This is a genomic window from Mucilaginibacter sp. (assembly GCF_039925265.1).
Lineage (GTDB): Bacteria > Bacteroidota > Bacteroidia > Sphingobacteriales > Sphingobacteriaceae > Mucilaginibacter.
On record NZ_JBDSZG010000008.1, the window covers coordinates 89,182 to 104,021 of the forward strand.

14 protein-coding genes are annotated in these 14,840 nt (G+C 47.1%); 2 read left to right on the top strand and 12 right to left on the bottom strand.

The annotated features are described in order from the left end of the window. Positions 1-3: 3 nt before the first annotated feature. Positions 4-1,287 carry an MFS transporter gene (locus tag ABIX36_RS02410; RefSeq protein WP_348080567.1) on the top strand — a complete coding sequence of 428 codons (1,284 nt, stop codon included), beginning with the start codon at positions 4-6 and terminating at the stop codon, positions 1,285-1,287. A gap of 58 nt (positions 1,288-1,345) precedes the next feature. Here the strand turns inward: ABIX36_RS02410 and ABIX36_RS02415 are convergent, their stop codons facing one another. Next, positions 1,346-1,924: a hypothetical protein gene (locus ABIX36_RS02415; RefSeq protein ID WP_348080568.1), complete on the bottom strand. Its 579-nt coding sequence runs from the start codon at positions 1,922-1,924 to the stop codon at positions 1,346-1,348. Positions 1,925-1,961: 37 nt separating this feature from the next. Next, positions 1,962-2,828 (bottom strand): PfkB family carbohydrate kinase, encoded by an 867-nt coding sequence (locus ABIX36_RS02420; RefSeq protein ID WP_348080569.1) that lies wholly within the window; start codon positions 2,826-2,828, stop codon positions 1,962-1,964. Positions 2,829-3,012: 184 nt separating this feature from the next. Here ABIX36_RS02420 and ABIX36_RS02425 point away from each other — a divergent pair, with 184 nt between their 5' ends. Further along, positions 3,013-5,334 carry a family 20 glycosylhydrolase gene (locus tag ABIX36_RS02425; protein ID WP_348080570.1) on the top strand — a complete coding sequence of 774 codons (2,322 nt, stop codon included), beginning with the start codon at positions 3,013-3,015 and terminating at the stop codon, positions 5,332-5,334. 219 nt (positions 5,335-5,553) lie between these two features. Here the strand turns inward: ABIX36_RS02425 and ABIX36_RS02430 are convergent, their stop codons facing one another. The 10 genes from ABIX36_RS02430 to ABIX36_RS02475 all read right to left on the bottom strand — a co-directional run bounded on the left by ABIX36_RS02430 (position 5,554) and on the right by ABIX36_RS02475 (position 14,832). After that, positions 5,554-6,384 (bottom strand): alpha/beta hydrolase-fold protein, encoded by an 831-nt coding sequence (locus ABIX36_RS02430; protein WP_348080571.1) that lies wholly within the window; start codon positions 6,382-6,384, stop codon positions 5,554-5,556. A gap of 17 nt (positions 6,385-6,401) precedes the next feature. After that, positions 6,402-7,178 (bottom strand): NUDIX domain-containing protein, encoded by a 777-nt coding sequence (locus tag ABIX36_RS02435; RefSeq protein ID WP_348080572.1) that lies wholly within the window; start codon positions 7,176-7,178, stop codon positions 6,402-6,404. Between the two features lie 134 nt (positions 7,179-7,312). Next, the gene (locus ABIX36_RS02440) at positions 7,313-7,531 is read right to left on the bottom strand and encodes a hypothetical protein (RefSeq protein WP_348080573.1); all 219 of its coding nucleotides are present in this window, start codon (positions 7,529-7,531) and stop codon (positions 7,313-7,315) included. 62 nt (positions 7,532-7,593) lie between these two features. After that, positions 7,594-8,382: a glycoside hydrolase family 27 protein gene (locus tag ABIX36_RS02445; protein WP_348080742.1), complete on the bottom strand. Its 789-nt coding sequence runs from the start codon at positions 8,380-8,382 to the stop codon at positions 7,594-7,596. 17 nt (positions 8,383-8,399) lie between these two features. Then, positions 8,400-8,579, bottom strand: coding sequence for a hypothetical protein (locus ABIX36_RS02450; protein WP_348080574.1), 180 nt, complete (start codon positions 8,577-8,579; stop codon positions 8,400-8,402). 4 nt (positions 8,580-8,583) lie between these two features. Then, the gene (locus tag ABIX36_RS02455) at positions 8,584-10,335 is read right to left on the bottom strand and encodes an alpha-L-arabinofuranosidase (protein ID WP_348080575.1); all 1,752 of its coding nucleotides are present in this window, start codon (positions 10,333-10,335) and stop codon (positions 8,584-8,586) included. A 99-nt stretch (positions 10,336-10,434) separates the two neighbouring features. Next, positions 10,435-11,316 (bottom strand): AraC family transcriptional regulator, encoded by an 882-nt coding sequence (locus tag ABIX36_RS02460; RefSeq protein ID WP_348080576.1) that lies wholly within the window; start codon positions 11,314-11,316, stop codon positions 10,435-10,437. 27 nt (positions 11,317-11,343) lie between these two features. Next, entirely contained in the window at positions 11,344-11,889 is a 546-nt protein-coding gene (locus ABIX36_RS02465) for a hypothetical protein (protein WP_348080577.1), read from the bottom strand. Between the two features lie 82 nt (positions 11,890-11,971). Continuing rightward, complete coding sequence (locus ABIX36_RS02470) at positions 11,972-13,174, bottom strand: IPT/TIG domain-containing protein (protein WP_348080578.1); 1,203 nt, start codon at positions 13,172-13,174, stop codon at positions 11,972-11,974. A gap of 20 nt (positions 13,175-13,194) precedes the next feature. Further along, on the bottom strand, positions 13,195-14,832 hold the full coding sequence (locus tag ABIX36_RS02475; RefSeq protein WP_348080579.1) for a RagB/SusD family nutrient uptake outer membrane protein: 1,638 nt from the start codon (positions 14,830-14,832) through the stop codon (positions 13,195-13,197). Positions 14,833-14,840: the final 8 nt, after the last annotated feature.

The window sequence follows — 14,840 nt, forward strand, 5'->3', positions numbered from 1 at the left end:
TATATGCAAACACAACAACCGGCCGTACCGTTTAGCGGCTACCAAAAATTCGTCATATTTATTTTAGCCATTACCCAGTTTACCGTGATACTGGATTTTATGGTAATGTCGCCCCTGGGCGATATGCTGATGAAATCACTCAGCCTTAAACCGCAGGCATTCGGGTTCGCAGTGTCGGCCTATGCTTTTAGCGCCGGTATCTCCGGCCTGCTTACCGCCGGCTTCGCCGACCGGTTCGATCGTAAAAAGCTGCTGCTGTTTTTCTATTGCGGGTTTATCCTCGGTACCATTTTTTGCGGCATGGCACAATCTTACGCAGTACTGGTGGCGGCGCGTATCATCACCGGTTTGTTTGGTGGTGTTATCGGCTCCATCTCCATGGCTATTATTACAGATATGTTTGCCCTGCAGCAACGTGGCCGGGTAATGGGTTTCATCCAGATGGGTTTTGGCGGAAGCCAGGTTTTGGGTGTACCCATAGGCCTGTACCTGGCCAACCTTTGGAGCTGGGAAGCCCCCTTTTGGATGGTGGCCGGCTTGAGCGTTGCCATAGCAATTGCCATTGCCTTATACCTGAAACCAATAACCGCGCACTTAGCCGTGCAGCGCGATAAGTCGGCATTTTTGCACCTGCTGCACACCGTTGCTAAAAGCGATTACCGGGTTGGTTTTACAGCCACCGCCCTGTTATCCATCGGCGGGTTTATGATGATGCCCTTTGGGAGTGCGTTTGCCATTAACAATTTGAAGATAACAAACGCGCAGCTGCCCATGCTGTTTATGGTATCAGGCGTAAGTTCGCTGTTTATCATGCCCGTTATTGGTAAGCTCAGCGACAGGATTGATAAGTATAAAATATTTGCCATCGCTTCCGTGTGGATGATGATTATGTGCGTTGTATACACCAACCTTACCGCAACCCCGCTTTGGCTGGTTATGATCCTCAACATCCTGATGATGATGGGCATCATGAGCCGCATGATCCCTTCCAGCGCCCTTACCAGCGCTATCCCCGAAATGGCCGACCGTGGTGCTTTCATGAGCATCAACGCGTCGCTACAACAAATTGCCGGTGGCATAGCCGCAGCCGTTGCCGGTACGATCGTATCGCAACCATCTAAAGGCGCGCCGCTGGTAAATTATAACGTGGTGGGTTATGTAATTGTGGGCATCTCGATGTTAAGCATCTTCACCCTTTGGCGGGTAGACCAGCTCACCAAAAAACGGATGGAAAGTAAAAAGGTGGTGATACCCGAAGGCGAAGCAGTGTTGAGCGAAGGGTTTTAAGAGATTGTCGGGTTCATTTCCGTATTAAACCCCATTCGGCACACGCGCCGGGAGGGGTTTAATAATTCACCCTGTACCAATTAGTATCTAATTTTGCAAACCCTTTGCGTTTGCCGGAAGATATCCGTTCTTCTATATCCTTCATTTTATCAGGGTTGTTGGTGTATAGAAATGCGGAGTAATGATCAAGAAACCCGGAGTTGATCAAAAACTCCACCGATACCGTTTTCCCGTTTGACTTTTCTACAAGGATATTGTTGTCGGGATTAGATATTGGCGGAAAATACCGCCCATGTAGACGCCCTCCCTCAAGGTTCCCATTTTTTATCTGCTCAACTATTTCGTTTCTCGTCCCTCTTCTTAACGTCCAATCGAGGTATTCAATCGCATCTTCACTAAACAACGTAACAATACCCAATACAATCCCAGCGATGCAACCTACCTTGATAAAAGGCGTATTTGATTCCTTATGATTTAGTTTTACGACCAGGTAAACTGACAACAAAAACCCGACTAACATGTACGGGTATAAAGTCAAGAATCCCCCGAAGCCGTTGACATAATAATATATCAGCGGCCCCTGTAACAGCCCCATAACGAGAATAACGCAGGTGATAATGGTTTTAGTTAATCTCATGGTTAGTTTCTAAAGATAAGCTTTTATCCCTACAGCGCTACCTACCCATCATCGCCCTCACATCCTCCGCTGTCCCCTTAAACGGACCGGCGTTCTCTATTTTCAGCCCTGCCATCGCAGAGGCGAATTTGCCTGCATCTAACACATCATCACCCTTTATGCGGCGGTACAGATAGCCTGCCATATAGGTATCACCGCAGCCTGTGGCATCAACCACTTCGGTTGGTTTATAGGCGGGCACCTCGTAAAAGGTATGATCGTAAAAAATAACTGAGCCCATACTGCCGAGGGTCATCACTACTTCCTTTACACCCCAATCGGCCAGGATCTGCGCACCTTCTATAATATCGGCGGTGCCGGTGAGCACTTCCAGTTCATGCTCGTTCACTTTCAGTATGTCGATGTATTGCAGAGCTTCTTTTTTTTCCGCCCAGTCGATAGCGTGTACCCCTTTATCAATTACCTCGCGCAAATACCCCTGTGCATCGCACGAAACGTTACCGCGGCTAAACAGGTTTTTAATGAGTTCGGTAGGGATATCATCTGCCAGTAAGGGGCCCAGATGGAAGATGATGGCTTCGGTATGGGCGAGGTCGGCAACACTAAAGGCATCGGCTTTTTGCAGTACGCGCTGGGTACGGTTGTCCTGGTTTTCGCCATAAATATTCTCAAAATAAACGGTATGCTTGCTGGGCAGTGCTTTCACTTCGATGCCAAGGTCGCGCAGATCGGTAACACTTTGCAACTCGGTTTCGGCAAGGGCTGTAACCAGCCCATACTTCACATCCATGTTGCGCATAGCGTGCGAAAAATAAAAAGCGGTGCCACCGGCCATGTGCATTACAGCGCGGGGGGTTACTACTTTATCAAGGGTGATGTGGCCAATACAGCAAATATCAAGCATAAAAGTTCCGGGAAATTGAGGGATGCAATTTAGGAATTGTGGCCGGTTTTATAATATTTAAGTTTTATCAACTATAAAATCCATTTGAACGGGTTGAAAACATGCGTCACAAGCAGGTTACATTACCAGGCTACCTTAGTGCGCATTTTATCATTAAATTGTGCCATCTCACATCTGCTACATCATGATTACCAATACTGCTAAAAAAGCGCTCTCATTATTTGCTGCTATCGCGATTTCCACGCTGATATTTGCCACCATGGCTAATGCTCAAACGGTACCTGCCGAAGACCCTTACCTGGGTATTATCCCTGCACCTGCATCGGTTAAGAAAGCAGCGGGCACATTTACCTTTAACGCGCAAACCCCTATAAAAGCCGATTGGCCGAAAGATAAAGCCGTTATTTTCCTGAAAAACTATTTGAAGGATGGCAGGCATTTCAATAATAAGATCTCCAAACACAATCCTAAAGTCAAGGTATCATCAGGGCTGGTGTTAACCTCCTACGGTGCAGATAAATTGCCTGCCGAAGGTTACAGCCTTACCATCACCCCAAAAAAGATAACCATAGTGGGCAAGGGTGCAGGGCTATTTTACGGCATACAAACACTGATCCAATTACTGCCTGTGCAGCCTGCCGCCTCGCAAAAACTGCCATGCGTTACCATTGAAGATGCCCCAAGGTTTGGTTACCGCGGCATGATGCTGGATGTATCGCGGCATTTTTTCACCGTCCCGCAGGTAAAGCAGGTAATAGAATTACTGGCTGCTTACAAACTCAATACCTTCCACTGGCATTTGGTGGATGGGCAGGGCTGGCGCATCCAGATAAAAAAATATCCCAAGCTAACCGAGGTTGGTGGCTACCGCCAGCAAACCATGTACGGCAATAACCGCGACTGGCCCGACAGCCTCAGCTACGGCGGCTTTTATACACAAGATGACATCCGCGATGTGGTTAAATTTGCCGCCGACAGGTATATCAATGTGATCCCCGAAATTGAGATGCCCGCCCACTCGGATGCAGCATTAAGGGCTTATCCCGAGTTGCGCTGCGAACCCGCCGACCCAAAGAACCCGGCGCGCAGCATCAACGGCATCTATTGCCCTACCGAGGAAACTTTTACTTTTTTAGAGAACGTGCTTACCGAAGTGATGGACCTCTTCCCCGGCAAATACATCCATGTAGGTGGCGATGAGGCTAATAAACAGCCCTGGAAAGAATCGGCATTTGTGCAGAATTTGATGAAGGAAAAAGGCCTGAAGGATGAGAAGGAAGTGCAGAGCTACTTCATCCAGCGGATGGAGAAATTCATTAACAGTAAAGGCCGCACCATGATAGGCTGGGACGAGATATTGGAAGGGGGACTCGCCCCAAATGCCGTAGTAATGAGCTGGCAGGGCGAAGAAGGCGGCATAGCGGCAGCGCGCCAGCACCATAACGTGATCATGACGCCACAAACCACCGGCAACTATTTCGACCATTACCAAAGCGGCTCGCCGCAGGAACCGGTATCTTTTGGCCGATACGCGGTACTCAAAGAAACTTATAATTACGACCCGGTATCCAAACAGCTAACGCCCGATGAGCAGAAATACGTAATGGGTACCCAAGGCAATTTATGGACGGAATACGTGCCCACCATGGCCAAGCTGCAGTACCAGATCCTGCCGCGCCTGTTTGCCTTATCAGAAGTGGCATGGACCAAACCGGAGAATAAGAATTACGATAACTTTGCCGATGCACGCCTGGCCAACCATTTTGCGCGATTAGATGCTAAAGGTTATAACTACCGCGTACCCACACCTTTTGCCGTGATTGATACCATCCTTTTCGGCCCTAAATTTACTTATACCCCAACATCGGTTGTGCCGGGTGCCCGCATTTATTACACCCTCAATGGCCGCGATCCGCTGGATACCGACCTGGAATACACCTCGCCGGTAACCATCATTATCCCCGCCAACGAGAAACGGGAGTTTAAAGCGCGTGTTATAACGCCGACCGGCAGGCGCAGCATTGCTACCCGCGTGCTGATGTACAATCGTCCACTTATCCCGGCTACTGTTTACGCTAATGGCAAACCGGGCCTAAAATACAAACTGGTAAGAGGCCGCTTCACCTCGCCCGACCAATTGGATTACGTTACCCTTACCGATTCGGCAACCACAGATAAACTAAACGCCGAGGCCTTAAAAAAGGATAACCCTTACTTCGGGGTGGTGTATGATGGTTACGTGGAGATGCCCGAAGACGGCAGCTATAATTTTTCGCAGGCATCGTATACCGATACGCAACTCTTTATCGACGGCGAAAAACTCACCGAAACCGAGTACATGCTCCCGCTTGCCAAAGGCCTGCACAAAATAAAGGTAAAATACGTTTACCAGGCACCAGTACAAACGCCAGGCAGCAGAGTTAGGCAAACGCCTTTACGCATATATATGATTGAGCCCGGAGATGCCGCAAAAGGAGAAATTGAGGCGGAGAGTTTGTTTTATTGAGTAAGGGGCTGAATAGCGTTTCACAGCAAACGCGGGCTACAATGATTTTCAAAAAGGGTTAACACAACTTAACATAATTCGCATGTTAACTTTGCAAATTATTGATAATAAATAAGTTATGATTTCTCAGGGTTAACATAAAAAACATCTTTTTTAGGCTTTTGTTGGGCGGAAAAACACAAACCAGGATAAGACGTCCTGAGCGTTCGGGACGGCTTTTTACCGGGCCTTCTTATTCAGCGCCAGTAAGGCTTCATAAACGGCATTGTGCAAAATGGTGAGATGATCCTCCTTAGGGAGATAGCTAAAGGTAGATCTCAAATCCCTATCGGCCTTTAAAATCTGAGCGAGTTTTTTAGCATCACCTATCATCTGCGGGTCTTCGTTGCCAACAAGCAGGTACGCGTTTACACCTTTATACGAATGCGAGCGGCGCATAGCAACAGCACCCTTCAGCAGGTTTTCGGTATCCCACCAAAGGCTTGGGCTTACAATAATATATTGGGTAAACAGGGCCGGTTTCTTCAACAGCACTTCCGTGGCCAGTAAACCGCCAAGGGATTGCCCGATGAGGGTTTTACTGCTGCTCACCTTATAAAATTTTTGGATATGCGGCTGCAGCTCCGTTTCTAAAAAAGTCGTGAATTTTGCCGATCCGCCTAATGTTGGTACCAGCTTTACATCGACCGGGTTAGTTGATGGGTAGGTAAAATCGCGCTTACGGTCTACATTGGCTATGCCCACTACAATGGTGTTTGGCATGGCTTGTATCATGGTTAAAAACTGTACAACGCCAACCACATGGATAAAATCCTCATCCTTACTACCATCCAGCAGGTAAATTACGGGGTATTTGGTGGTGGTATCTTTATCGTAACCATCGGGCAGGTAAATATTAAGCGTACGGTCCTCGCCCATCACAGCAGATTGCACATGATCGATAATGCCGATGCTAAGCGGGTAACGCTCGCCTTTGGCAATGGAGGCAACCTGGGCATTTGATAAGTTGCAGGTAAACAATATGGCAAGCAACAGCAGTAACTTTCTCATGTTCAAAAATAAAATAATCAGCTTAAAACTACGCCATTTTTAAGTGCCTCATCATAGCGCTCTTTATCAAACCGGTATAAATGCGGAGAACGGTGCGGGCCAATGCTGCGTTTTTCGTCCAGTTTGATCAGCAATCCAAGCGCAATTAGTTTTTTTGGGAAATTACTGATATCGAGCTTTTTGCCCAGCAGGGTTTCGTATAGCGCGTGGATCTCCGTCAATGTGAATTTCTCGGGTAGCATATTATAACCAATAGGGTAATGGTACAGGTGTATGCGCATGGTATCCAGGGCCTCGCGCACCATCTCGTCATGGTCAAATTCCAGTGCAGGTAAGCTTTCGATATCAAACCATTCACAATCTATGCTCATCATATCGGGCTGCAAAACCGTCCGCGAGAAATCGGTTATCGAATAAAAGCCAACCGAGATAGTTTGGTCGAGCAGCCAGTTACCGGGGCCAATGCGCACACCAACAGCCTGATACCAGCGTTCTTCGTCAAACTCCTCAAACCTGGCCCGGTTGGGGTCGCCAAAGGTTTTAAACTGCTGTAAAAAAAGGTTATCAACGCCGGTGCGTTCCTTTACGTTTCGGGCGGCGGCCTCTACCAGTTTCTCGGTGCGTTTGATGTATCCCCCGGGCAGGCACCAACCATCTACTGCTTTGTGCTTTATCAGCAACAACTTCAGCTGTTGCTCGTGGTAACCAAAAATGGCGCAATCTAACGACACATGAGGGATGTATTCCTTATGCCCGTTCAGTATAAAATCTTCAATTTGCTCCTGCGTAACCATGCGCTAAATTAACATTCCTTCCGTTTAAATTCTGCTTAGTGAATTTTACCAAATAAACAAACGGAACCCTCGCAGGCACAACCGCAACCTAAAACCTGGTTGAAAAAGCTGGGCGCATTGTATAGGACATCGCTTTATTGCTTTACCATTTTCAGCATCACCACGTCGTGGGATGCGACATCTTGCCTAAAGGCACCTTTTGTAGTACCTGCGGATTTCTTTAACCAAAGATCGCGCAGGGTGTAAGTACCTTCGGCAAGTTTTAAGTTTAAGCCGATTGTTTTATCTTCCACATTCAAATCGGCCCATTTGATATTAAGCTTTTGGGCGTGGTTAGAACGTTGAGGAAGCATACTGCCACCTCGTTATTCTTTAGCGCTTCACCCAAACTTCAACGCTATCCGCCATCGGTATCTTATAGGCGGCTATGCCTAAAGCATCCTGATCTATTCGCTACTACCTCTTTATTGGTTAAGATAGATTTGGTTTGTTCCGACATATTCCGCAGATCGTTACCGGCTGCCAGCGGGGCAGATAACATGCACCACATCGAAAAATGGGCTTTGTCTTCCGCATAACTCATACCGTTACCTACCTCAAGCATATCGGCGTCGTTCCAATGGTTGGGGCCATTATATTGGCGAATAGCAGGTTGCTTATCTAAAATGGTCATTACGCTGCTGGCTGTCCAGGTACCCATGTGTTTGTCATGGTCAAAATTGGCGGTGATATCGCCGGTGGTGCGGTATAATTCACCAACGCCTTTTGCCCAAAGCCAGGGTTTATGATTACCCCATTCGCACAGACTGAAAACAATAGGCCGGTCCGTTTCCTTTAACGCCGAACTCATGGTGATGTAAGCTTCCCTCGCGTTCAGGCTATCGGTATTACACCAATCGTATTTTAAAAAATCGACACCCCATGATGCATACAGACGGGCGTCCTGGTATTCGTGCCCACGGCTGCCTGGGTAGCCGGCGCAGGTTTTGTTACCCGCGCAGTTGTAAATCCCAAACTTTAGGCCTTTACCGTGCACATAGTCGGCAAAGGCTTTCATTCCGTTAGGGAATTTCTTTGGATCGGCAACCAGGTCGCCTTTCGCGTCGCGTTCCTCGTCATCCAGCCATCGTCCAACACAAAGTATTGGTACCCTGCATCCTTCATACCCGATGACACATACGCATCCACCATCCCTTTCAGCAATGGCTCATCAATTTTGGTTTAAAAAGTGTTCCAGCTATTCCAGCCCATTGGCGGGGTTGGCGCCAGGTTACCGGTTTCCAGTTTAACTTTTGCTACAGCCACCGGGGCCACGCCATCAGTTTGTGCAGATACCTTTAAATTGAATATTAAAACGCCTGCCAGCGCCAGGCAGCCAGCTGCCAAATGTTTTGTCGTCATAGTTTTATTTACCTTCTGCAATGAGGAATACCGCGCCACGGGCGGGTACGTTTACGGTTATACCACCTGCAATATCGGAAGTATTTGCCGCAATTGTGCTGTAGTTTGACGGGCCTCCCGAAGCGCCTGCCGGCCCCGTTCCATTAACCAAAACCTTCTGCGAAAAGGAGCCGTTATCTGTACCGCCGTTAAGGGTGTAGTAGTAATATTTTGTACCGAGAGCAAAGTTTTTAAAGCTGATAGTAACCACATGGTCGGCACTGCTTCTGTTTACCAGCACCGTACCCGCCTGCCCAGATGTGAACGACGAAGCGTAGCTTATAATATCCGGGCTGCCGGTTACGGTAGACGTTACCATCCGGTCGCCAAAGTATTTTTGGAAGAAATACATGTAATAGAAGGCTGGCCTCGCGTTCCATTTGGCTGCGCCGGGCTCATCACCTATATTGAACAGGCCGTGGTCATTCCCGCTATCCCAGCCATTGGCCAAATCCCAGCGGCATGCCATGCTGTATTGGTTCTTCAGCATTTCGCCCAGTACCATTACGGCGTGTACCCCCGTTACGTTTGATACCATTTGCTTTGAACCGGTGGCGAAGATATTCCACTCATCCAACGCTACGGGTTTTTGGTTGACACCAGCATTGGTGGCAGATGTTTTTACCCAACTCATCATGCTGGTTGTAACCGGGCCTGGTGTTGCGAGGATAACCTCGGGGGTAGAGTTTTGATTATAAGGGGTGTAGTAATTGTGGATCACAAAAAAATCGGGCGAGTTACCTGCCTGTGAAAGCACATTGGCATTCCAGTTTTGGACGATGGTGGAAGTGTTGTTTTTTTCATCCGCCTCGGTTAATACAATGCCTATTTTAATGCCGGTATTGCCTACTTCTGCCGCTGCCTTACGCATCGAATCGGCATAAATTTTAAAGTGATTGCCGTATAAAACGCCGTTTAACAGTTGTGGCTGCCCGTCTTTATTGTTGGCAGTGTTGATGCGGTTACCTGCTTCCCATGTGCCAAAGTTTTCGTTGCCAATTTCCCAGTATTTGGTGCGGCCGTTATCATGGCGTACCCATTGAGCAGCGAGGTGAGCAGCGGCTTCGGCTGGTTTTGGGCCGGTACCGTAACGGGCGTATCCGTAATTTACAGTGATGATGCCCGTACTGTTGGTTTGCTGCAAAACCTTGTAATAGTTATCTAAGGAGAAGGTCCAGCTATCGGGTCTGTTACCCAGCCAGTAACCCGCGTCGGCTGTAACACCAGCGTTGTTCAGGATCTGTGCAGGCGCATCGGCAGGTATAACGCCATCCCAAAAATAGATATCAGAAATACTACCGCCCGGGAAACGCAAAATATTTGGCGAGAGCGCGGTAAGGTTCCCCATTAAAACAGGCTCGGTAACATACTGGCCCATGTAGGGATTGGTGTTATTCCCAAACAGGTACTTTGATACTTTGCTTACCACCTTGCTGTAATCAACAGCAACGGTGACGCTGCCTGCAGCCGGTTTAGTGGCTGTTTTTAGCGTAGCAGGTATATCAAAGGTTTTGGGTGCCCAGGCATCCAGGAAAAAGCCCTGGCTTGCTGCCAGCGCAGGGTCGGTTTGGGGGAGGATCACGGTTGTGCCGCCATCAGTAGTGCCGCCGGTACCGCCCGTATCTACCGGGGTTGCTGGCTTACTATCCTTTTTACACGCCTGTAATATCACGAGGGCAAGCATTAGTACAGTAAATGATCTGGTAAAAATTCTCATTGGGATTGGTTGTTACTATAGTAGGGGTTGGTTATTTGTATTCCAATTGTTTTATTCCTCATCTGTACATCTGATCCCGATATCTATCGGGACTGCACATCAAATAAAGATCCGGTTACCGGTGTACGTTTCCCTGAATTCTTTTGGGATGCAAAGTTTCTTACGTTTGAAGATCCTGTTGAAGTTGGAGATATTATTAAAACCGCATTTATAGGCTATTTCGGCTACCGTTGTTGTGCTGTCTATCAGCATCCGCGAGGCATGGCCAAGCCGGATCTCGTTAAGGCTATCTATAAAAGTTTTGCCGGTGCGCTTTTTAATGAACCTGCTGAACGATGCCTCGGGCATGTTGGCAATTCTGGCCACCTCGGCCAGCGTTACCGATTTGGTGTAATTGGTATTGAGGTATTCATACACCTTCTCAATGCGGCGGCTATTGTAATTGAATTTTTCGATAGCGAAGGCAGGGTCCGACAGCGTTTTCATATTGCGGGAGATGGAGAGATCGTGCAGAATAGAGAGGAGCTCCAGCACCGAATCGAAGCCATTCTTTTTATCCAGCGAAAGCAGCCTGTCTTTCAAAACCATTATCGTTTCGGGCGGGAAGCTGATGCCGCGCTGCGAGCGTTCCAGCATGGCCTTTACAAAGCTCATTTGGTTGCGGCGGAGGAATTTATCGTCGAACAGATCCTTATGAAACTGAATGGTAACTTCGGTTATGTCCTCGCTGCAGCATTGATGGGTAAACCAGGTATGGTACAAGTTGGGACCGATGAGCACCAGTTCCAGGTCGGTTATCACTTCTATATTGCCACCCACAACCCTTTTTGCGCCTTTGGCATTGATGATGAAGTTGAGTTCATACTCATCATGATAGTGCAGTGGAAAATCAAACTTGTTCTTCACCCTGGAAGATATGGTAAAACAATCGCCGGGGGTAAGCGGCGTTATCTCGTGCATTACATTGTTGGATGTCATCATATCATTATCTCACAGGCTGCGAACCGGTCACAGCTTTGCCACTTCTTCTGCATTTAAAACTTTGGCGGTAATATCATCTATCAGCATGGTACCTGATGCATAACCCATGGCCAGCAGCACCCTAAAGCTAACTGCGGTTGCAGGTACCTTAACCTGCTTTTTGGCCTGCTCCCACTCGTGGTCGCCGCTTAGGCGGGCAATATTTTCGCCCTCGCCAATTTTTTTATCCGTCTTATCTAAAAACTCGATATTGAAAATAGCACCCTTCCATTCGTCATCGCCCTTTACCACGTTGATGGTTTTTAGCCATCCCGAAAATTCCATACCCAATGTATTTTTGGGTATACGCACAGTTTGGCTAAGGCCCACCCAATTGTTGCCGTTGTAAACAATAATAGCGCAGGCATTTTTGCCGCCTTTATAATCCCAGGGGGTAACTTTGGCGGAGTTATCGGCGGCCCAGTCGTTTAGCTCGTCTTCGAAACCGGCGTTGGTAACCAGATTTTTTTGTGCCGATGCTTTGTGGGCAAGCATAAAAAATACAGCACAACAAAGCAGTGTATAAATTTTCATGGGATTATGGGTTTTAAGTTTAAAAAATACACCACCAGCCAGCTTAGTGTGGCCGGTGGTTGTACCTCCTTAAATAAATATACTACCTCACTATACCCACATCGTCCAAATACCATAGTGTAGCTACACCGCTAAACTCCTGGAAAACAATTGAATTAATAGTTTTTGGCGCTGTGCCTCCCTTAGGCACAAAAGCAGTCATGGGGATGTTGTAGTTTGTCCAAACGCCTTCTTTTAAAACAATGGCAACCGAGTTACTAAAGTTATAATCAAGCAACATGTGTATTACTTTATTATCGCTTCCCTTACCACCATAAAGCGACATCTTGACGCTCTTCGCCTCAATATTGCCCGGTGCCTGGAAAACGTAGCCATCGTAACCGCCGGCGTACTGCACCTTAATAGCTTTTGTGCCGCGTAAAACCTGGGCTGTGCTATTATTATCAGGCGAGTTGCTCCAGCCATAGTTACTCCATCCGTTTTCAAAATTATCTTCGAATATCGCTTCTGTAAACCCAAAAGGGTACACCCCAAATGCCTCGGTATTATTACCCGGTATGCTCAGGTTGATACCATTGGACGATTGTGGACCCGTTGTGGTACCACCACCTAAAGTGGCTGATGTAGTTATGGATAATACACTGCCGCCCACTACACCTGCAGGTACTTTTACTACTGCCTTGGTTGATGTGCTGGAAACGATAGTACCTGGTATGAGCCCAAATTTAACAGCCGAAAGCCCATCAAACGTAGTACCTGTTATGGTAATAAGGTCATCTGCATTGCCAGCCATATGATCTACAGCAGTAATTGACGGGAACGGCTGCTCTATCACAAAATCATACTCTATCTGCCCAAAACTGGTAACCAGCTTTAGCTTGTTTGTAGTATTCGCATTACTAAACGGTACCGTTGTAGGGATGCTGAAAATGATAGATTGATCTGTTGCCAGCGCTATGTTAAAATATACCTCGGCATCGTTAATGTAAATATGCTTGGTATTAGCCAAATTTTTACCAATAATGGCGTATAAGGTATACACTTTACCCGAGTTGGTGGTAGAATCGAACGGAAGTGGCCTTACCTCGGGATAAGTTTGTGTGGTATTTAAATCTATCTGATGATCTATCAGCACGCTATCGTTTTTGGTTAGGGTACGCACTTTGGTAATTTCGGGGCTACCCTTACCGTAATTGTTTTCCTTTTTACAGGCGTTTATACCCAACAGCATCGCTACTGCAAACAAAAGGTACAAGCTTTTTGGTTGTTTAAATATCTTTTTCATGATGTTGTAATAATTCATAATTATTTAAATACATAAGGAACAGGTGGCTCCAGCAATTTAGGGTCGGTAGCGGTTTCAATCTGCGGTATCGGAAAGTTAAAAAACTCATCCTTTGCAATTTTTTTGTCGCTGTAAACCTGTGGCGGGGTATCGTTGCTGTAAGTACCCCTTTCCTGGTTGGCAATTACGGCCAGTGCCTTAGGGTGTTTTACGGTAAGTATGCCCTGCCAGCCATCCATACGGCCCAAATCAAACCAGTAATCGTTTTCGATAGCAAACTCCATACGGCGCTCATGGAAAAGATCTGTTTTGGTAAACGATGTTACCGCTGTTAACCCGGCCCTGTTGCGTATCATGTTGTAATATTTTAACGCAGTAGGGTCGTTAGTGCTTGCACCGCTGCCTAAAATAGCTTCGGCAGCAATTAATAAAACCTCCGAGTAGCGCATCAGATAAGTACAGTTAGCTGCAGATTGCGCCGCGCCAATACCCCCGTTATCTGCAGGGGTACCTACAACGTATTTTTTGATAGCCGCACGTGTACCTTGCGAGTTAACATTATCTGGCACTGTAAAACCACCGCCGGCCTGGTTTATCTCAGGGTATTTATCACCTGCTTTCATGATGGTTGCATGCAGGCGCACATCGCCTGGCTCGTATGCATTCTGCAGATCGATAGTGGGGCCTAAAACCGAGTATCCATCACCGGTACCGGTTACCCCGGCCATTGCTAACGATGCCTGTTGCGGGTTACCATGGCCGTAAGAAGCACCACCGGCCCATTGCAGCGCAATTACAGATTCTTCGTTGTTGTTGTTTACGGTTTTAAACAAATCGTTGTAGCCTTTACCTTCAATCAGGTTGGTGTAGCCATAAAGCGCTATCTGATCGTTGGTGATGTTACCGCGGTACAGTTTAAACTCGCCGCTGTTGATAACCTTCTCGGCCTCGATACGGGCGTTGGCGTAATCCTCCATATACAAATAAACTTTTGCCAATAGCGCAGATGCCGAACCACTTGATACGTGGCCCTGGGCGATAGAAGACCCGGCCCTCACCTTAACCGTTAAGTTGGCTTCGGCAAATTTCAGATCGTTTATCATAAATTTGTACACGTCTGCCACCGGGTTGGTGTTTATTTGGAAGTTGGTTATAAAATCTTCGCTGTTTTCAATAATAGGTACATTGCCCCATATCCTTACAATATGAAAGTACGCCAGCGCACGCATAAGGTGTGCTTCGCCAAGGGCGTTGTTTACAATAGCTTTATCAACCGAAGGAGAAACCTTTTTTGGTAAATTATTGATCAAAGCATTAGACTGCGCCACAACCGTGAACAGGGAGTTCCAGGCATCGGCAATACGCGGGTTGATGTTGGTTAAAGAAAAGTTGAATAAACTAATTACATCATCAGAATAAGTACGGCCGTTGCCGCTTGTTAGCTCGGTAACTGCCCAGCCCGATTTGGCCACCCAGCCAAACCACGGCGAGTTGTAAAGCGCGTTGGTACTGGCCACTACCTGATCGTTGGTTTGGTAAAAGTTATCTATCGTGATGGCATCTTCGGGCGGCCTGTTAAAAAATTCTTTTTTACAGCTGGTTGTTGTAACAATGCTCATTACAAACGCACCAATTATATATTTACTATATTTTTTCATGATTTTCA

Bases quoted from the DNA above. Each gene is read 5' to 3' on its own strand.
- ABIX36_RS02410 (WP_348080567.1), top strand. From the start codon at position 4: ATGCAAACACAACAACCGGCCGTACCGTTTAGCGGCTACCAAAAATTC.
- ABIX36_RS02415 (WP_348080568.1), bottom strand. From the start codon at position 1,924: ATGAGATTAACTAAAACCATTATCACCTGCGTTATTCTCGTTATGGGG.
- ABIX36_RS02420 (WP_348080569.1), bottom strand. From the start codon at position 2,828: ATGCTTGATATTTGCTGTATTGGCCACATCACCCTTGATAAAGTAGTA.
- ABIX36_RS02425 (WP_348080570.1), top strand. From the start codon at position 3,013: ATGATTACCAATACTGCTAAAAAAGCGCTCTCATTATTTGCTGCTATC.
- ABIX36_RS02430 (WP_348080571.1), bottom strand. From the start codon at position 6,384: ATGAGAAAGTTACTGCTGTTGCTTGCCATATTGTTTACCTGCAACTTA.
- ABIX36_RS02435 (WP_348080572.1), bottom strand. From the start codon at position 7,178: ATGGTTACGCAGGAGCAAATTGAAGATTTTATACTGAACGGGCATAAG.
- ABIX36_RS02440 (WP_348080573.1), bottom strand. From the start codon at position 7,531: ATGCTTCCTCAACGTTCTAACCACGCCCAAAAGCTTAATATCAAATGG.
- ABIX36_RS02450 (WP_348080574.1), bottom strand. From the start codon at position 8,579: ATGACGACAAAACATTTGGCAGCTGGCTGCCTGGCGCTGGCAGGCGTT.
- ABIX36_RS02455 (WP_348080575.1), bottom strand. From the start codon at position 10,335: ATGAGAATTTTTACCAGATCATTTACTGTACTAATGCTTGCCCTCGTG.
- ABIX36_RS02460 (WP_348080576.1), bottom strand. From the start codon at position 11,316: ATGATGACATCCAACAATGTAATGCACGAGATAACGCCGCTTACCCCC.
- ABIX36_RS02465 (WP_348080577.1), bottom strand. From the start codon at position 11,889: ATGAAAATTTATACACTGCTTTGTTGTGCTGTATTTTTTATGCTTGCC.
- ABIX36_RS02470 (WP_348080578.1), bottom strand. From the start codon at position 13,174: ATGAAAAAGATATTTAAACAACCAAAAAGCTTGTACCTTTTGTTTGCA.
- ABIX36_RS02475 (WP_348080579.1), bottom strand. From the start codon at position 14,832: ATGAAAAAATATAGTAAATATATAATTGGTGCGTTTGTAATGAGCATT.